This is a genomic window from Bellilinea sp. (genome assembly GCF_034432615.1).
Taxonomy (GTDB): Bacteria; Chloroflexota; Anaerolineae; order Anaerolineales; family Anaerolineaceae; genus Bellilinea.
The window spans coordinates 19,983-38,853 of the sequence record NZ_DAOUBL010000130.1; the positions used below are offsets into that span (position 1 = coordinate 19,983).

Here is an 18,871-nt window from a genome sequence, read left to right on the forward strand (position 1 = left end):
GTTTGTAAAGTTTTTGTACGGTTTATTTAAAAGGGGCTGTCTGGAAAGAACGATCAGGTAGCCCGATGGGTATGGAAAAAGAGGTCAAATAGACCCGTTTTGACCAGCAAAAAAAAGAGGCTGTCCCCTTACTTTTTGGACAGCCCCTTTGCAACGCTTCTACTTTCCTATTCAACCCTTTTCAAGGAAATGCGAACTTCCTGTCCATCAAAGTTATCCTGTGTAGTGGGCAGATTTTCGTTTGGCTGTGAATTGACCATCTCAACACACAAAGTTTCGGCTTGAATGTAATTGGAAAATTCCTCCACAGCCTCGGTCAGCAAGGGTGTGGCAGTGTAATACAAGCGGATGCGGTCTGAAATATCCAGATCAGCCTGTTTACGTAAATCTTGAACCCGGCGCACAAACTCCCTTGCCAGGCCTTCCTTGACCAATTCCGGCGTTAAGTCTGTAACCAATGCGGCCAGATAAGCCCCCTCGCTGGCAACTGCAAAGCCCTCGCGTGCTGTTGCCCGAACTTCCACCTCTTCCGGTAAAATGGTGAAAGTTTCTCCATCAACCTCTACATCAAGCGACTGGCCGGTAAGCAATTTTTTAGCGGCAGATTCGGCATCCATTTCCAGTAATGCCTTGCGGATTGCCGGGAATTTACTACCGTACTTTTGCCCTAATTGCTTTGGCAGCGGGTTGAGTGAGTAGGCTACCGCCTCAGCAGTGGTATCCAACACGCGCACTTTTTTGACATTCAATTCATCTTCCAGCAAATCAGCGTACGTTTCAACTACTCGCATTTCTTCAGCCGTTCCAACCGAAAAAGCTGCTTCCGCCAAAGGCTGGCGCACCTTACGATTAGCCTTGTTGCGTGCTGCATGGCCCACCGATGCCAGTTTCATCACCAATGCCATTTCGCGGTTTAACCGTTCATCAATCACAAGCGGGTCATACTCCGGCCAGCGTGCCAGATGCACCGATTCCGGCGTTGTTTCGTCCACGCTCCGCACCAGATTTTGATACAACTCTTCTGCCATGAAGGGCATGGTAGGGGCAAGCAGCTTAGAAATGGTCACCAGCGCTTCGTATAACGTGGCATAGGCTGCCCGTTTATCCTCATCCGATTCACTCTTCCAAAACCGCCGCCGCGAACGCCGCAAATACCAGTTGGATAATTGATCCACAAAGGTTTCAATGGGACGGGTAGCCCCCAAAACATCGTAATTTTCCATTGCCGCGGTCACATCCCGTACCAGCGTATGCAGGCTGGAGCGCAGCCAGCGGTCCAAATCACTGTACTGCGGCACAACCGAAGCATCCGGTTTCCAGCCATCCAGATTGGCGTAAGTCACAAAGAAAGAGTAGGTATTCCAAAGCGTCAACGTAAAGTTGCGTACCACTTCCGAAACCAGCTCAGAAGAATATCGCCGCTCTTGCCCGGGCGGGCTGGCCGTGTAGAGATACCAGCGCATGGCATCGGCACCATGTTTGTTCAATACATCCCACGGGTCAGCCACGTTGCCGCGCGATTTGGACATCTTCTCGCCCTTGCCGTCCAGAATCAAACCAAGGCAGATCACATTTTTGAAACTAACCTGATCGTTGAGCAGTGTGCTGATAGCGTGCAATGAGTAAAACCATCCACGGGTTTGATCCACCGCCTCACAAATGTAATCAGCCGGGTATTGTCGGGCAAAAATCTCCTGATTCTCAAAGGGGTAATGCCATTGAGCATAAGGCATTGAACCCGAGTCAAACCACACGTCAATCAACTCCGGAACGCGCCGCATTTTACCACCACACTGCGGACATGAGTAGAAAACTTCATCCACATGAGGGCGGTGCAAATCCAATCCGGAGAGGTCGCGCCCCGTTTTTTGACTCAACTCAGACACCGATCCGATGCACTCCTGATGCTTGCACTGCTCACATTCCCAGACTGGCAAGGGAGTGCCCCAGTACCGCTCACGTCCCAGCGCCCAATCAATGTTATTTGCCAGCCAGTTGCCAAACCGGCCGCTTTTTATGTGCCCCGGATACCAGTTAATCTGTTCATTCAATTCAACCATTCGTTCCTTGAACTGGCTGGTGCGAATGTACCACGTAGGCCGGGCATAGTACAGCAACGGCGTATCACAGCGCCAGCAGAAGGGGTAAGTGTGGGTATACGTACCCGAACGGAAGAGGAGCCCACGCTGCCGCAGGTCTTCGGTGATCAGAGGATCCGCATCCTTGACGAATACGCCCGCCCATGGGCGCACATCTGAGATAAAAGTACCATCCGGAGCAACCGTCATCAGGATCGGCAGGTCAAATTCCAGCGCCGCGCTCATATCTTCGGCGCCGAACGCCGGTGCCATGTGAACCAGACCCGTTCCATCCTCAGTCGTCACGAAGTCACCCAGCACCACATAATGAGCCGGTTTATCCGGCGGCACAAAAGTAAACAAGGGTTGATAACGCTTGCCTCTTAAGCTTTTACCCTTCATCTTCTTTACAAGACGATATGGTTGACCATCAAAAACTTTTTCCAGCAAGGCTTCGGCCAGGATTAATTTCTCACTTCCACCTTCTTCCAAATCTCTTTCGATCACTACATAGGTTTCCTCTGGATGTGCGGCTACCGCCACGTTTGCAGGTAATGTCCATGGTGTTGTCGTCCATACCAGCAGCGATGTATCAGGCTCATCAACCAGTGGCAGCCGTATAAATACCGATGGATCCGTTGCTTCATCATACCCCTGAGCAACTTCGTGATCGGAAAGGGGTGTACCGCAGCGCGGGCAATAGGGTACGACCTTGAACCCCTGATACAGCAATCCCTTTTCCCAAAAGTTCTTCAAGATCCACCACACCGACTCAATATAATCATTGGTATAGGTGATGTAAGCCGTTTCCAAATCTACCCAAAAGGCAATCCTGTCGGTCAGTTTCTCCCATTCCTGAATATAGGAGAAAGCCGATTCCCGACAAAGTTCATTGAAACGGGCAATCCCGAAATCTTCAATTTGCTGTTTATTGGTAAAACCGAGTTTCTTCTCTACTTCAATTTCCACCGGCAGGCCGTGGGTATCCCAACCGCCGCGTCGGTTGACATGAAAGCCCTGCATCGTTTTATAGCGGGGAAAGACATCCTTAAAGGCACGCGCAAGCACATGATGAACGCCCGGTTTACCATTCGCCGTTGGTGGGCCTTCATAAAACACGTATTCCGGGCAGCCTTCCCGCTGTTCCAGTGATTTACGGAAAATCTGATTCTTTTTCCAGAATCGTAGCACACCCTCTTCCATCAGCACGATATTGAGTTTTGGAGAAACCGGTCGAAACATGCTCACTCCTCAAATACTTGAATTTAAGACATAAACCCTCTGTCCACACAGGGACGAGAGGGGTTTTCTCGCGGTACCACCCTGTTTCCTGCCTAAAAAGCAGGCTCTCTGCCGAATACGCCTTTTTCAGGATATATTCGCGCCCATGCTAACGGCTGGCGAAGCCGGCGCCCCTACTGACAGGCGAACCTGTGTTCAGTTTGCAGCTCCGGAAGGATTTTCAGTCTGTCGCTGTGCACCCGGCTCACACCCGCCCGGGTTCGCTGTGGCTGCGCACAAACTTACTCGTTTCCATCATCGCTTTTACAAGTTGGTAAAATTATGCCATGAAATTGAACGAATGGCAAGTGCTCTTCAGCCCACAATTTTAGGGTAAGCGGTAGCGGTACAGTCTGAAATCCAGAATATCCGCCTCAGGTTCGAGCCGCCCCTCCAGCAGCTGGTAATACGGGGCAGAATCCTCGATCATACCCGGGTTACCAAATACATAATCTAAGCCCATTTGATCCAGATAATCCCGACCTTGCCCACTCTTGAGGTGCTGAAAATAATCAAAACTGTTGATCAAACCATCCAGATTGACAATGGTGCGCCCGCGAATAAAATAAGCCGTTGTACCGCCACCCGGCATTCCAATTCTGACCCCTGCAGGGGTATGTTGTTGCAACCGTTCCACTTCTTCAAGGTAATAAGCTGTTTTATCATCTTTTTGTAAAGCAAAGGAACTCAAGAGATAGATACTCCCCCAAAGCCCCACAGCCACCATCACTACAGTGCTGAAAGCAGGCAAACGGACTGATTTGTTTTCCGTCGCAGAAACCAATGAATTCCAACCATCCAGTGAAAAGGAATACAAAAGTACACCGAGAATTAAATGATTGACCCAATACCATGGGCGATGATTAACGTAATAACTACCGGTGTAATATAAGATTTGAAGCAGACAAGCAGTCAACAATGGAAAAATCATTAAAGTCTGCGCATCGATACCACGCTTCTTTATCCTTAGCCACAGACCCGCCAGCAGCAAGGCCAACCAGCCGAGCATTAAACCGTTTTTCAACCACACGCTCGTGGTTTGTCCTTCCAGTCCGCCCAATAATGTATCCAAAATAACGGACACCGGCAGGAAGAGCAACCACCAAGGACTTTGACCACTATTTTCAAAAAATCCAAATAAGGCAGGCATGGAATTTACCGGTTTTCCATATACCACATCGGGAATCGTGCCCCACCAGTGTTTGATTTGACCACTGACCGGTGTGGGAGTGCCAAACCAGTACAGGTTAAGCAGCAGGTAAAAAATCAGCAAAATCACAACGGGCAGAGCATAGCCGGCTCCACGCCTGAACCAATCACAAAAATTTCGAGAAAATTCACGCAAAGGTGAGGTTTCATCGCCCTTATCCTTTTCCACCAGTCGAACCGCTAACCAACGGACGGGTAAGAATAATAAAACACTGAAGAAGACATCCAGCAAAACAACCAGGCGAGGGTAGCTTCCAACCACCTCTACGGCATTCAATATCAACAAAATCACTCCGATCAATCCGGTAGAAGTGAAACTGACCATAACCACCCGAATCAATTCCTTGCGAATTCCATTCCACACAGGAATAAACATCCCTCCCGCAAAAGCAAAGAGGAGCTTAATTGGCACGCCAATCCCAACCATAGCATAGAGTGTGGATTGAAAGTCCGTCAAAAAGCGGGGGAACCCGATCCGGGTGAAAAATGCAAGGTAAATAGAAATCAACCCAACAAGTAAATAGGCGAGCCAAAAAATGAATTTTCTCTGGGAGCGAAACACAAGGACTAAGCCAATTGTCAAAACCAAAAACACATTATCCAGCCGCGCAAACAAGGCAAAGCAAGCCATTACCCCCAAAATAAAGCGGTCACGCCACTTTTCGTCGGAAATGGGCTTTTCCAGCAGCAGGCTGGTTTGGTGAATGAGGACAATCACGCACAAAGCATTAAGCGCTGATTCCATCCCCAGTTGAGTTACCGAACGGTGGATGGGAGGAAAAAGCACCCAGAAAACCGCAGCCAGCTTCGCAAGGCCCGGATTTACAGAACGAGAAAGAAAGCGATACAGCAAAATTCCGGTTGCCAGCGAAATCAATACCGACAGGAAAACCACCAGCCGCAAAGGCACAAACAGGTCAAAGCGTGCCAGCGCAAAAAAGGGAATTAAAACCCCCATCCACAAGGGATGATAACCATTCGAGAGATTGAAACCATCCAGACTGGAGCCCCGTCCCTCGCTGATATTGCGCGCTACCTGAAAGTAATAAAAAGCATCATCGGTAGTAAACCACCTATCCAGCAGGTTGTTCATCGGTGCCAGGATAACCAGCAGATGAACGGCAATGACGATAACGGTAAAAATCGCCTCAAATCGGTTTAGCTTCATTGCAGGACAGGCAAAATGACTTACTGAATGACGCCATAAAATAATGGAAGCGGCTGAACAGGAGCAATACTCCAACTGAGCGCTGCCAGTAACCGCTCTTTAGCCTGCATCAGTTTTGAGCGGTCACTGGCATGGATGGTAAACAACAGATCCCCTTTGTGGACAAAGTCTCCCACTTTATGATGAACAACAAGTCCAACAGCATGATCAATTGGGTCGCCTTTCTTGGCCCTGCCGGCCCCTAAATCCACCGAGGTCTCCCCCACTTCACGCGCATTGATTGCAGACAGGTACCCTTCCTGACCGGCATACACCTCCTCGATAAAAGGAGCGACTGGCAGCTTCTCCGGATGATCCACCATACTGACATCCCCGCCCTGAGCCTGAACGAGAGTCCGGAATTTCTGCCATGCCCGTCCTTCACGCAAAGCCTCTTCTGCAAGGTCACGCCCTTCGCGCAAATCTTGAGCCTTTCCGCCAATCACCAGCATGTGGCTGGCAATTTCCATGCAGTGTTCGTAGAAATCTTCCGGGCCATTGCCATGCAGGGTATCTATCGCTTCACGCAATTCCAGCGCATTGCCCACCGCGTATCCCAGCGGTTGATTCATATCCGACAAGACCGCCACCGCCTTACGGCCTGAAAGACGGGCAATCGCTACCATTAACTCTGCCAGCTGACGAGCATCTTCCAGCGTTTCCATAAACGCACCTACCCCCACCTTTACGTCAAGCACAATGGCCTGTGCTCCCCCGGCAATTTTTTTACTCATGATTGAAGATGCAATTAAGGGAATCGATGGGACTGTACCGGTTACATCCCGCAAAGCATACAGTTTACCATCCGCTGGAGCCAAATCTCCGGTTTGACCGGTCAGCACCAGCCCGTAGGTTCGCAAATGATGGATAAACTCCTCTTTGCTCAAATCGGTACGGAAGCCGCGAATCGACTCAATCTTGTCCAGCGTGCCGCCGCTGAAGCCCAGTCCGCGCCCGGACATTTTGCCAACCGGCAAACCGCACGCTGCCACCAGCGGTTCGACCACCAGTGTGGTTTTATCCCCTACCCCTCCGGTCGAGTGCTTGTCCACCGCTATGGGTACAACCTCCGACAAGTCCAGCACCTCCCCGGAATAGGCCATTGCCAGAGTCAAATCAGTGGTCTCCTGTTCCGTCATCCCATTTAACATGACCGCCATTGCCCAGGCTGCCACCTGATAATCCGGAATTTCTCCGCGGGTAAACCCTTGCACAAAAAACTCGATTTCCTCCCGGCTCAACACTTTCCGGTCACGTTTTTTGATGATAATGTCCACGGCTTTCATAAGATCTCCTCCGTCAGAAAAAGCGGATTTTTGGTCTTTCCATGCGGCGGTCTTTCCAGGTGGAAGTACCCTTCAAGGTCAGGTAAAATGACCGCACTGCAATCAGGGAATTAGAAAGAATGGTAAAGGGATAAAAAACAGCCAGAAAAACCGGGAATTTTAAGCGGGCATACACCAGAATCCAAATCAACAACGAAAGCCCCACAGCCAGCAAGGCTTTTTGGGTGGGGAAATAATCAACCCCAACGCCCGCTCCATTCAAAAGAAGTACAATCAGCGGTTCCCAATACACCAACGTCAACCATGTGAAAACAAAGCCGTACGAGACCAGATTATACCGAAATGCAGCAAAATAATTTTTACTAAAGCCTTCGATCACCTGCTTCAACGAATGATACATCCGGCATTCCACCTGTGAAGTCCCATCTGCCAGCCACCAGCGAAAACCGTGCTGCACGGTTCTGCGACCCAGCGCCAGGTCATCCACCGCATCATTGCGAACGGCTGCATGTCCGCCGATGGCAAAATAAGCGCGGCGGTCAAACAGCATAAACTGACCAATCGTGAAGGTCAGCCACTCCAGTTGGGCCTTGTTGGCAATACCTAACGGCAAAACCGTATAAACAGCCCAAAGAAAAAACGGTTGAATCAGCCGCTCCCCCCAGCTCTTGACAATCTCTTTGGGCACAACGCTCAACAAATTAACCGCTTCCTGCAATAGCGCATTAACCGCATATCTTAAGGCATGGGGGTGAAGGCGGGTATCCGCATCTAAAAAAAGGAGCAGTTCACCCTTGCTCTGCTCAGCGAGTTGTTGACAGGCCCAGTGTTTTCCCAACCATCCGGCAGGCAGTGGTTTTCCCTCAATTAAAGCCAGACGGCTATCCTGTTGACAGTACTGGCGCACTATCTCTGCAGTGCGGTCGGTGGACTGGTCATCCAGCACCAATATCTCCAATATGGGATAATCCTGCTCCAACACCGTTTCAAGGCAGACAGCAATGTTCGCTTCCTCGTTGCGCGCCGGAATAAGTACCGATACCGCCGGCTTTGTTCTTGCGGGAGGGTAATGCTCTATTTTGCGAAACCAAAACAGATTAAATACTGAAATCGTTAAAATAACAACCAGGTAACCCAGCAAACCATCTGCATGTGTGGAGATGAGGAACTGCCAGATCGTCACAATATCTCCATAAAGAAAACAGGCTTTTCAATATTTTGATTGAAAAGTCCTGTTTTTACCGAGATTTCAAGAATGATGCTTTTTGAGAAAGATCGTGACTTTACGGTTAGGTTCCTCGCCAACACTTTCTGTGGTTACGTCCGGGTGATCGCGCAACTCAAGGTGAATCACACGCCGTTCGTTAGCTGGCATGGGTTCCAGTGTAATTTTCCTGCCAGTGTGCACAACCTGTTCGGCACTCCGGCGCGCCAACACTTTCAACTGACGTTCACGACGCGCACGGTAACCCTGAACATCAATGATCAACGGCACCCACTTGCCGACCTCCTTGCTTAAGATCAGACTGGTGATATACTGCAAGGCATTCAATGTTTCCGAACGACGGCCAATTAGAATACTTAAATCTTCACCCTGCACCTCAACCATCACGGTCGGCTGATCGTTCTCATCCTCCGGAGGGAGCATGGTAGCTCTCAGGCGGGCTTTGAGGTGCATTTTTTGCAGCAGCTCTCCCGTAATTTGTTCGGCAGTCTGCAAAATAAACTTTTCTTGCGAATCTGCCTCCATAGGAGTTGATTGAGGTGTAGCCGAAGATGAGGTTCGCTTTTTTTCGATTTGCAGAGCTCGCTTTTGCTCATTTTCAAGGGTGGTGGAATTTTGAATTCCCTCTTTTTCTCTGATCCACAATCGAACACGCGCCTGCCGGCTGCCTAAACCGAGAAATCCACGGCTGCCGGCGTCCAGCACTTCAACTTCAACCTCTTCTTCCCGTAAACCCAGTTGAGTCAATCCTTTGGCAACCGCTTCTTCCACAGTTGGAGCAATGATTTCAAGGGTGGTTTTCTCGTGATTCATAGATTCCTCAAATCTTCCCTTTTCCAATACAACAGGGAGAATGATGCCTTATTTGGAATAGGATTTTTTCCCGCCGCTTCCCGCCGCGGCTGGCTGCTTGTTCAAAAATGGGAACACATTTCCCCAATTGACCTTGCCCAACATCGCATACTGAAGGATACCAATCAGATTCGAGGCGACGAAATACAACGCCAAACCAGAGGCCAGCGTATAGGCCAGATAGCCCATGAAAACCGGCATGTACAGATTCATCATATTCGACATCGCGGCCGTTTGATCTTTAGGGTTGGCTGAAGGAGTGGCAATCAACTTTCCCTGGATATAGGTCGTGATCACAACCACAACGACCAGCACCGGGATGCCAAAACTCAAACCTGGAATGAATAGCCGCTCTGGTTGACCCAAATCCATCCACAGGAAGCGTGAATTCAGCGGGATCAGCGATTCAACTTGCAACAGTCCGGGATAGATATGACGAATTAAACGCAGCAAATCCAGCGGAGTGCTGGCCAGAGCAGAAATAATCGCCTGATACAAACCGAAAATAATCGGCAGCTGGATCAGGGTCGGCAGACAGGAAGCAAACGGATTGATGCCCAGTTCTTTGTAAAGCGCCATTTGTTCCTGCGCCAGTTTTTCGCGATCACCTTTGTACTTCTCCTGAATCTTGAGCCACTTCTCATTTTTTTGAAGTTCCTGCATCGCCTGCGCTCCCTTGATTTGACGAACCATCAAGGGATGGGTGATTACCCGAATCAGCAGCGTGAACAGGATGATCGCAATCCCAAAGTTCTGTCCTACAATATTGTAGATGAACAGCAGGGTATTGATAAACGGCGTGATAATCAAAGCGTCCCACATGTCTTTTACCTCACTTATTTTGGTGGAACAAACGTCCAGAGGTCTTGCCCATCCAGCGAGACCATTTTCAAAAATTCTTTTCCGCCGGCTATACCGACTGCCAGACGGTCACCGATAACTACCGGTCCAGTATACAATTTGCCTTCAAATGTTCGGCTCCACAATCGTTCTCCCTCCAGCGACATGGCAATCAGACTTCCATCTTCGGTTGGAAACACCACCCGACTATCCAGAACGGCTGCCTTACCGGTCACTGGCTGATCTACTTTTTGCGACCAGACTTCCGTTCCATCTGCGGCAGAAATGGCATATACCATTCCCTGTAAATCTCCCAAAAAAAGCCGACCATCTTTTAAGGCTGGCTGAGTCCACATCCCGCCTTCAAATTTTCGCTGCCAGCGGATCGAACCATCCCGCGTGTTGATCGCCATCAAATTGCGCGCCAGCGTGGTAAGATAAAGGGTACCTTCTTCTGCATCCAGGGCTGGGGAATAAATTACCGCTCCCCCCACGTCCACCGACCAGAGCTTCTGGCCATCCCGAATGTTGATTGCGTACACCTTGTGATCCATGGATGCCTGATAAACGGTTTCCCCATCACTGACCGGCTGCGCCCATAATGCCCGTCCGGTTTCAAATTTCCATAACAGTGAGCCATTTTTAGAAAGGGCATATAAAAAATGGTCGGCATTGGGAGCAAGGATTACATCTCCCACCACCAGCGGACTGGCAATCCAATCGGCCTGAGCCTGCGCAAAGAGCCACTTCTCCACACCCGTGTTGGGATCCAGGCTGTGCAGGACATTCTCATAATCACCAACAAGCAGCTGGTCATCGGCGAGGACCGGCGCAGCAAAAAACATTTGTCTTCCGGCTTTTTCTGGAAAACGCCAGATCATACTGCCATCCGCAGCACGAACCGCGTAAACGTGCTGCATATAGGCAACATACACCGTATCACCGTTCGAGCTCACCCCCGGCCAGCTCGACCCGGAAAGGGGCGCACCACAGGATGCTAACAACACACCCCCCAAAAGAAACAACGCAATCAACAGGATTTTCGAATTTTTCATAGATCTTTTCGTGTAAGTATCCATTTGCTCAGGTAGACTTTACGGGACAGGATCATATCCGCCGGGGTTAAAAGGATTGCAGCGGAGCACCCGCCAAACTGCCATAAACAAACCCTTAATCGCACCGTGTTTGTAAATGGCTTGATAACCATAGTGCGAACAGGTTGGGTAAAAACGGCAAGTATTGGCCGGCAAAGCGGGAGAAACGAATTTCTGATACAGGCGGATCAAACCCAGCAATACCCAGCGGGGAGCCGTTTTGAAATTGAACGGCAAATCCCGTAAGCGGGGTTCGTGAGAATAATCATGTTCGATCATCGAATTCTTTTCTACTGTCCGGTAGCAAACCGGCCCGTTCAATCAGCCCAATCACCGCTTCCCTTAATTCCACAAAATCGGCGGTCAGTACGGGTTTGCGGGCAATCAACACCATGTCCCATCCGGCGGGCAATTTGGAAAGCATGGAATCTGCCACTGCCCGCAAACGCCGCTTTGCGCGGTTGCGCTGCACAGCGCTGCCCACTGCCTTGCTGGCGGTAATGCCAATTCGGATACCGCTGTTTTCATTGGGCAAGACGGTTAACACAAGGAACGGGTGCGTGAATACCCTGCCGGTTTGTCGCACCCGCTTGAAATCGCTCGTCCGTCTTAACCTGAATTTGCGCTTCACCCATGAACCCGTCCATTGAAAATCAATGAACGGCAGGCTGCCCCCAGAGGGCATCACCTGCAGAGAAAACACAGACTACCAGCGTACCTTTTTGACATGGCTGTTGGCAGTCACCGTCAGGCGGTAGCGGCCGCGCAGGCGGCGGCGTTTCAACACCTGCCGTCCATCAGCGGTTGCCATCCGCGCACGGAAGCCATGCACGCGAACACGGCGGCGAATTTTGGGTTGGTATGTCCGTTTGGGCATATCATTTTCCTTTCATCATTGGTTTTAGCCACTGTGTCCTGCGCAAATTGCCAAACTGATTTCGATATGCTTGGCGATTTCCGCAGTGCACAGGTGATAGCAGAATGTAGAATTAAATTATACTCTATGCTTGAGCAGCGGTCAAACCCCATTCCCAGTCCGGCCATTCCCAACCTTGTTCGGCGAAAGCATTTTGGCCAGCTGCCGGGCACCTTCCGGATCTGCCACAGCCAGAACCTCGTCACCCGGTTCAAAAGTGGTGATGCCGCGCGGCACAATCACCTCACCATGGCGGATGATGGCCGCAATAACGCAGTGTTCGGGTAAATTGAGGTCTTTTATCGCAATCCCTAATGCAGGTGCATCCGCAGGAACTTTCTCCTCAACAAGAGAGTAATTTCCCCGCCGCAGCTTGATCAGGGTCATCATGTCGCCGAGCGACATCTCTTCTTCGATGATGGACGCCATAATTTCAGCCTGATTGACCGCTACATCTACATGAAACTTGTGGTCAAACAGCCACGCATTACGTGGATTATTGATGCGTGCAATGGTGCGGGGGACTTTGTAGCGGCTGCGCGCCATGAAACAGATTGCCAGATTGACCTCGTCCTCAGTTGTACAGGCTGCCAGGACATCCGCCTTTTCTGCGCCCGCCTTTTCCAACACCAGCGGATCGATCGGCCGACCCTCAAAGATTGCCTCGGTGGGCAATTCCTTGTGCAACCGCGCCAGTACTTCGGGACGCGAATCAATCAATTGGACAAAATGATTTTGGGCAACCAGAATTCGCGCCAGTTGCGCGCCAGTTCTCCCGCCGCCTGCAATGATCACGTACATCTGGCTACTCCTTTTGCTCCAACAACTTTTGGCGCAAGCAATTACTGCCGTTGAAAGTCGCACTCACATGGATGATATCGCCGCCCTTGATAGTCAAACCGGATTGGGGCAGCATTGCCCGTCCGGCGCGAGTAACCGAAATCGGCAGGCATTCTTCGTCCGGCAGTAATTCTTCCAGCGTTTTGCCTTCCCACCTCTCCGGAATGACAAATTCATACACTTCCACTTCGCCATTGCCTGCCGAAAAAACGGTATGAATGCCGGAATCATACAGCATTTCCTCAATGCGCTGCGCACCCCAGCTGGTTGAACTGATGACTTGCAAATCCAATTCTTCAAAGAGCACCCGGCAGCGGGGATCATAATTACGAGCCACTACATTGGGTACATGATAAACCTCGCGGGCTACCCGCGCAACAACAGCATTGATGGCATCGGAGCTGGTAACGGCTGCCAGCGCGTCAGCCTGTTCAATGCCGGCCCGCACCAATACATCCTGAGAGAGGGCATCCCCTTCATGAATGCGGCCGGTAAAATCGGGCGGCAAATTATTGAACGAGGTTGGCGATGAATCAATCACGGCCACCAGATGACCGGCGCGGAACAGGCGGTATGCCAGTGCAGAGCCGAGGCGGCCGCAGCCAACTACAACAATTTGCATCCTTTTTTGCTTTTGTTCTACTTCTGTTTTCATCAATCCACCTGATAGGGAACACTTGTGATCACAATATCCTTGTGAAAGAGCAGCGCCATCCGCAAAGTGAGCGCAGTTTGGGTATGCAGCAAGCCTGCCCACCAGTGACGCGGCACAAATTCCGGCACGACAATGGTGATGATTTCATTCGGCTGACGCTGCGATTCAATTTCATCAATGTATTCTAACAGCGGTTCAATAAATAAACGATAGGGCGACTCCAGAATTACCAGCCGTCTTCCATCTCCCCAGGTTTCCCACTTCTGCCGCACCTTTTCGGCTTCCTGTGGGTCAATCGAAACATGCACGGCGGTAATATCTTCGGAAAGTGTGCGGGCGTAGCGCAGTGCAGCCAGCGTTCCGCGGTGAACCCCACTAATCGGGATGATCACCCGATGGCGGGCTATCCGCGGCAACCCGCCATAATTTTCCAGCGATAATCTGGCTGCCAGATGGCGGTAATGCCGTTGGATTGCGCTGAAAATCACCACCAGTGTCGGAATAATGACAATCACAACCCACGCGCCATCCACAAACTTGGTGGCAGCGAATACAAGCATCACCACGCCGGTACAAAATGCGCCAAACCCGTTAATCAGCATTTTTATCAGCCAGTTAGGGTCATAACGCAATACAGAGCCACGTTCCTTTAAGGTTTCCCCCTCTTTCAACCTGCCTATCTTCCACCAGCGGTGCGCCATGCCAGCCTGTGACAAAGTAAAGGAAAGAAAAACGCCCACTGCATAAAGCGGAATTAATCGTGTGACCGAGGCTTGAAAAATAACAATCAACAAGGTTGCCAGCATTGCCAGCAACACAATGCCGCGTGAATAAACCAGGCGGCTGCCGCGATAGGTCAACTGGCGGGGTAATAATCCATCCGTAGCCGCAATCGCACTTAATCGAGGAAAGTCGGCAAATGCTGTATTGGCAGCCATGATGAGAATGACAGTTGTTGCTAAGATAACGCCACTATAGAAAACACCCCGTCCATCAAAGGCGGTTCTGGCTAATTGGGAAATGACCGTTTCAATCTCAGAAGGTACTGCTCTTATATGCCCAGCAAGAAAAGAAATACCGAGCATCAACGAACCCAATATGATAGACATAATGATCAGGGTTGTGCCAGCATTTTTTGAACGGGGCTCTTTAAAGGCAGGGATACCATTTGAAATGGCTTCAATTCCGGTTAAGGCCGCTGTTCCGCTTGAAAATGCTCTTAAAATCAGAAAGATACCAACTCCTGCCGTTCCATGAAATACTTCAATTGGCGGTGGATTTGCCACCAATCCCAAAGTTCCGCCGAAGTACCGAATCAACCCCACAATCACGGTCAGGTACATCATGACGACGAAGAAATAAGTGGGAACAGCAAATGCACGTCCTGATTCTTTTACCCCCCTCAAATTCATCACCATGATGAAAAAAATAAAACCTATTGCTACCCAAACCCGATATGGAAATAATTCTGGAATCGCTGACACAATTTGGGCAACACCTGATGAAATTGAAACTGATACAGTCAGGATATAATCTGTCAGCAACGCGGCAGCGGCAATTTTTGAGGGCAATACCCCTAAATTGTCCCGCGAAACAGTGTATGCGCCTCCCCCATTGGGATAAGCATGGACAGTTTGCTCGTAAGACAGCGTTACTATCGTTAATAAAAGGACAATGCCTATTGCCAGAGGAAACACATAATCATAGGCTCTTTCACCCAGTATCATCAAGATAACCAGCATTTCCTGGGTGGCATAAGCCGTTGAGGAAAGTGCATCGGAAGCAAAGACAGCCAAACCAATCAAAACCCCAATGGTCTGGTGAGGGGCATCTGCGGTTGGTAAGGGTCTGCCAATCAGCCACGTGCGCCAGCTTTTTTTAGGCTTGACTTCTGTTTCTCGACGAAGTACAGTAGTACCGGTTTGATCCTCAATATTCATTTGTTCTCAAAACGCCTTTACATTCAGACGCAATCCTTCAATCCGTATCAACAAAGCACAAGATTATAATAGCATTTGTTGCCGGGGTCAATTATAATTTTAGTCAAGGAAATTGGATGAACAACTTCCTTGCAATTTCCAAAGAAATATGATGCTCTCAGATAAAAACCCCAAAATTCCTCTACAAGAATTCATCCCAGCCATATTTCCAATGGTTGGAGCAATTTTGGGATTGATCTTTCCCTTCCTGATCACTGCAATCTGGCTGCTTTCGGCAGGGGAGGTACTGACACCAAACAACTTCCTGACGGCTCAATTCAACGAACCGGTTTTATGGCTGGTTGACCTTTTCTCGGCGTTCATCGTCCTTTTGAATATCGTCAATACTTATCAGCAAATCAGTGCCATCCGTCAGGGCCAGCGTCTCAAGGGCGAACTCGCTCAACGGACAAGCGAACTTTACGCGATCAAGGAAGTCTCTCAGCGGGAAATTTTGGAGCGGCATCAGGCCGAAGCCAACATCATACGCGCAAAGAAGGAATGGGAAGCAACCTTCGATGCCATCTCCGACCTGATCTTACTGACCGATTCGAACGGCAAGATCATCCGCTGCAACCGCGCCACTACCCAAACCCTGAAAACCTCATATGCCGATTTGATCGGTAAAAATATCGAAGAAGTTTTTCCGGGAGTCATCGAACCGGTGCAAAAAAAGGCTCTCACCAAAACTCAGGTCATTCCCATGCCGTCTTTGTATGGCTGGTTTGAAGTAACCGGTTTCCCCTTCCAGGATGGTGAAAATCAGCAAGGTATCATCTATATCTTCCATGATATTGCCCAGCGCAAAAAAGCTGAGGCAGAAATTCAACGACAGAAACAATATTTTGAAAGCATCTTCCAGAATAGCCCGGTAGCCATTGTTACCCTCGATTTAAACGGCCACATCGTCGCCTGCAATCCGGCATTTGAGCGGCTTTTCGGTTACACACAGGCAGAAGTACTTGGCGGAAAACTGGATGAGATCATCACCTCCAGAGAATTTCGCGATGGCGCTTTTGAATTCAGCCGTCGTGTGCGCCAGGGCGAACTGATTCACAGCGTCAGCAAACGCCAGACCCGCCGCGGCGAATTGATTGATGTGGAAATCTTCGGCGTGCCGGTCATCGTTAACGGGCAGGAAGTTGGCGTTCTCAACCTGTATCACAACATCACCGAACTGGTACGCGCCCGCCAGAAAGCCGAAGAAGCCGATCTGGCTAAAAGTGAGTTTCTGGCAAACATGAGTCATGAGATTCGCACACCGCTCAATGGTTTGATCGGCATGCTGAACCTCGCTTTGGATACACCGCTCAACTCCGAACAAAGCGAATATCTCAATGCAGCACTGGAAAGCGCCGAGTCGCTGCTTAACCTGATCAGTGATATTCTCGATCTGTCGAAAATTGAAGCCGGAAAGATGGAATTGGAAACCACCGACTTCAACTTGCGTACCATCGTTGAAAATGTGGCTGTCAATTTCTCGCAGCGCGCCGCCGCCAAAGGGTTGGAACTGGTTTGCCTGATTGACCCGCAAACCCCCGTCCTGCTGCGCGGGGATCCCAACCGTCTGCGTCAGGTGTTGAATAATCTGGTTGGTAATGCTGTAAAATTTACCGAGCAGGGGGAAATTGTCATCACCGTTCAACCCATTGCTCAAACCAGCTCGCAGGCCACCATTAGCTTCTCGGTGCGCGATACCGGCATTGGCATTCCTTTAGACCGTCAGGCGCATATTTTTGAACGCTTTACGCAGGCGGATATGTCAACGACCCGTAAATATGGCGGTTCGGGGCTTGGGCTGGCTATCTCCACCCAGCTGGTTGAACTGATGGGCGGGAAAATCTCCCTGATCAGTGAACCGGGCAGCGGCAGCACCTTTTCCTTCAGCGCCGTCTTTTACCGTCAGGAAGTTCCGGAACAACAGCCGCGCGAACTGATTGCGCTTTCTCACCGAAAACATGTCCTGCTTGCCGATCCAAATGCTTCCAGCCGTCAATCCCTGCGGATGGAACTGGAAAAAGTGGGGTTTGCGGTCAGCGAATGTGAGGATCGCGAATCGTTTATTGGTATGCTGCAATCTGCCGATAACAATCGCGCCCCGGTGCAACTGGCTATGATAGATTACCGGCTTCTCCTGGTCAATGGCCAACCCAGCCTGCCTGCGGCTATTGAACCATTACTCAACAACAACCTTAAGATCCTGGTTTTGACCACACTTGGCACTCACGTTTCCCAGGAAGACTGTCACCGTATCGGTTGTACGGCAACACTGATCAAACCTGTTCGTCAACAGGCGCTTTACAATGCTTTGCTAGCCGCCCTTTCCATCACACAGCCCGTCGAATCCGCCGTAAAACCACCCGCCGAAAGCCGTCCAACTGCTTTCGGATTACGGAGTTCCATTCCCCGCCATATCCTTCTCGTTGAAGACAATCCGGTCAATCGCAAAGTAGTGGTCAATTTGCTGACCAAATTTGGGCACACGGTGGAAGAAGCCGAAAATGGCCGCATTGCAATGGAAAAAACCGCACAGAAGAATTACGACCTGATCCTGATGGACATCCAGATGCCCGAAATGGATGGTTATGAGGCAACCCTGCGGATTCGCTCGAGGGAAGGTGCTGTTAACCATACCCCCATCATTGCAATGACCGCCCGCGCGCTCGCCGGAGACGTGGAACGCTGTCTCGCCAGTGGGATGGACGCCTACCTTTCCAAACCGATTAAGCCCCGCGAGCTTTTCAACGCAATTGAACACTGGGGACAAAAACGTTCTCAAGCAGAACCGCTTCAATCCACAGCGGTTGATGAGCCAACCGAACCGATTCCAGCAGACCTTTCTTCGGAATTTGCAGCGTACTTCCCGTCCCTGGATACCGACTCCAATGGCTTTTTACCCAAAACCGAACAAATCCCTGTTACTCCTCAACAAACATCTTACGAAACAAACGCCGAAGGAAACCTTTCTGAAGAGGATGAATTTCTCAGCCGGGCCTTCCGGAAGAATACCCAGTCCTTAGGCGATCCGCAATACATCGAAAAAATTCTGCCGCGTTTTGGCGATGATTTAGACTTCTTTCTGGCCACGTTTGAAGAGTTCATTCAGCAATGCGAAACAAAACTGGATGAATTGAAAGATGCGTTACATTCTCAAAATGCAGCCACCATAAAACTCCATGCTCACAACCTGAAAGGTGTGGCCGCCAATTTTGAAGCCGTCAAACTGACCCGCCTTGCCCACCAGCTGGATATGCAAGCAGCCAATGGTGATTTGGATGGAGCGGATAGCCTGATTGCTGAAATGGAAAATCAGATCCCTCTGCTAAAAAAAGCACTGGCAGAAATGAAAACCCAGCAGCATTCAGCAGAAAATAACCCACGAGGAGCAGGCGCGCGACGTGCAGAAACT

Annotated in this window: 14 protein-coding genes and 1 other annotated feature; of the genes, 1 reads left to right on the forward strand and 13 read right to left on the reverse strand. The window is 50.1% G+C overall.

Annotated features, from left to right (window positions below):
- Positions 1-167: 167 nt before the first annotated feature.
- From ileS to VAE48_RS05885, 13 genes are all read right to left on the reverse strand, one after another.
- Positions 168-3,320: an isoleucine--tRNA ligase gene (ileS, locus tag VAE48_RS05825; protein ID WP_322792378.1), complete on the reverse strand. Its 3,153-nt coding sequence runs from the start codon at positions 3,318-3,320 to the stop codon at positions 168-170.
- Between the two features lie 46 nt (positions 3,321-3,366).
- Positions 3,367-3,627, reverse strand: a binding site (T-box leader).
- Positions 3,628-3,687: 60 nt separating this feature from the next.
- Positions 3,688-5,736, reverse strand: a complete 2,049-nt coding sequence (locus VAE48_RS05830; protein WP_322792379.1) for a glycosyltransferase family 39 protein — start codon at positions 5,734-5,736, stop codon at positions 3,688-3,690.
- 20 nt (positions 5,737-5,756) lie between these two features.
- Positions 5,757-7,061 carry a pyrimidine-nucleoside phosphorylase gene (locus VAE48_RS05835; RefSeq protein WP_322792380.1) on the reverse strand — a complete coding sequence of 435 codons (1,305 nt, stop codon included), beginning with the start codon at positions 7,059-7,061 and terminating at the stop codon, positions 5,757-5,759.
- Positions 7,062-7,074: 13 nt separating this feature from the next.
- Entirely contained in the window at positions 7,075-8,244 is a 1,170-nt protein-coding gene (locus VAE48_RS05840) for a glycosyltransferase (protein WP_322792381.1), read from the reverse strand.
- Between the two features lie 66 nt (positions 8,245-8,310).
- Positions 8,311-9,099, reverse strand: coding sequence for an RNA-binding cell elongation regulator Jag/EloR (gene jag, locus VAE48_RS05845; protein WP_322792382.1), 789 nt, complete (start codon positions 9,097-9,099; stop codon positions 8,311-8,313).
- Positions 9,100-9,147: 48 nt separating this feature from the next.
- The gene (locus VAE48_RS05850) at positions 9,148-9,960 is read right to left on the reverse strand and encodes a YidC/Oxa1 family membrane protein insertase (protein ID WP_322792383.1); all 813 of its coding nucleotides are present in this window, start codon (positions 9,958-9,960) and stop codon (positions 9,148-9,150) included.
- A 14-nt stretch (positions 9,961-9,974) separates the two neighbouring features.
- Positions 9,975-11,033, reverse strand: coding sequence for a PQQ-binding-like beta-propeller repeat protein (locus VAE48_RS05855; protein ID WP_322792384.1), 1,059 nt, complete (start codon positions 11,031-11,033; stop codon positions 9,975-9,977).
- Positions 11,034-11,072: 39 nt separating this feature from the next.
- Positions 11,073-11,309: a membrane protein insertion efficiency factor YidD gene (gene yidD, locus VAE48_RS05860; protein ID WP_322792390.1), complete on the reverse strand. Its 237-nt coding sequence runs from the start codon at positions 11,307-11,309 to the stop codon at positions 11,073-11,075.
- A gap of 28 nt (positions 11,310-11,337) precedes the next feature.
- Positions 11,338-11,775: a ribonuclease P protein component gene (rnpA, locus tag VAE48_RS05865; RefSeq protein ID WP_322792385.1), complete on the reverse strand. Its 438-nt coding sequence runs from the start codon at positions 11,773-11,775 to the stop codon at positions 11,338-11,340.
- A 3-nt stretch (positions 11,776-11,778) separates the two neighbouring features.
- Positions 11,779-11,949, reverse strand: coding sequence for a 50S ribosomal protein L34 (rpmH, locus tag VAE48_RS05870; protein WP_061918065.1), 171 nt, complete (start codon positions 11,947-11,949; stop codon positions 11,779-11,781).
- A gap of 141 nt (positions 11,950-12,090) precedes the next feature.
- Positions 12,091-12,789, reverse strand: coding sequence for a potassium channel family protein (locus VAE48_RS05875; RefSeq protein WP_322792386.1), 699 nt, complete (start codon positions 12,787-12,789; stop codon positions 12,091-12,093).
- Positions 12,790-12,793: 4 nt separating this feature from the next.
- A complete protein-coding gene (locus VAE48_RS05880) occupies positions 12,794-13,483 on the reverse strand; it encodes a TrkA family potassium uptake protein (RefSeq protein ID WP_322792387.1) in 690 nt (229 codons plus the stop codon).
- On the reverse strand, positions 13,483-15,423 hold the full coding sequence (locus VAE48_RS05885) for an APC family permease (RefSeq protein WP_322792388.1): 1,941 nt from the start codon (positions 15,421-15,423) through the stop codon (positions 13,483-13,485). Before VAE48_RS05885 ends, VAE48_RS05880 begins: the two co-directional genes overlap by 1 nt.
- Positions 15,424-15,634: 211 nt before the next feature.
- On the opposite strand from VAE48_RS05885, the gene VAE48_RS05890 reads away from it, so the two are divergent.
- The coding region (locus tag VAE48_RS05890; RefSeq protein ID WP_322792389.1) for a response regulator at positions 15,635-18,871 on the forward strand (3,237 nt) is incomplete at its 3' end.

Bases quoted from the DNA above. Each gene is read 5' to 3' on its own strand.
- ileS (WP_322792378.1), bottom strand. From the start codon at position 3,320: ATGTTTCGACCGGTTTCTCCAAAACTCAATATCGTGCTGATGGAAGAG.
- VAE48_RS05830 (WP_322792379.1), bottom strand. From the start codon at position 5,736: ATGAAGCTAAACCGATTTGAGGCGATTTTTACCGTTATCGTCATTGCC.
- VAE48_RS05835 (WP_322792380.1), bottom strand. From the start codon at position 7,061: ATGAAAGCCGTGGACATTATCATCAAAAAACGTGACCGGAAAGTGTTG.
- jag (WP_322792382.1), bottom strand. From the start codon at position 9,099: ATGAATCACGAGAAAACCACCCTTGAAATCATTGCTCCAACTGTGGAA.
- VAE48_RS05850 (WP_322792383.1), bottom strand. From the start codon at position 9,960: ATGTGGGACGCTTTGATTATCACGCCGTTTATCAATACCCTGCTGTTC.
- VAE48_RS05855 (WP_322792384.1), bottom strand. From the start codon at position 11,033: ATGAAAAATTCGAAAATCCTGTTGATTGCGTTGTTTCTTTTGGGGGGT.
- rpmH (WP_061918065.1), bottom strand. From the start codon at position 11,949: ATGCCCAAACGGACATACCAACCCAAAATTCGCCGCCGTGTTCGCGTG.
- VAE48_RS05875 (WP_322792386.1), bottom strand. From the start codon at position 12,789: ATGTACGTGATCATTGCAGGCGGCGGGAGAACTGGCGCGCAACTGGCG.
- VAE48_RS05880 (WP_322792387.1), bottom strand. From the start codon at position 13,483: ATGAAAACAGAAGTAGAACAAAAGCAAAAAAGGATGCAAATTGTTGTA.
- VAE48_RS05885 (WP_322792388.1), bottom strand. From the start codon at position 15,423: ATGAATATTGAGGATCAAACCGGTACTACTGTACTTCGTCGAGAAACA.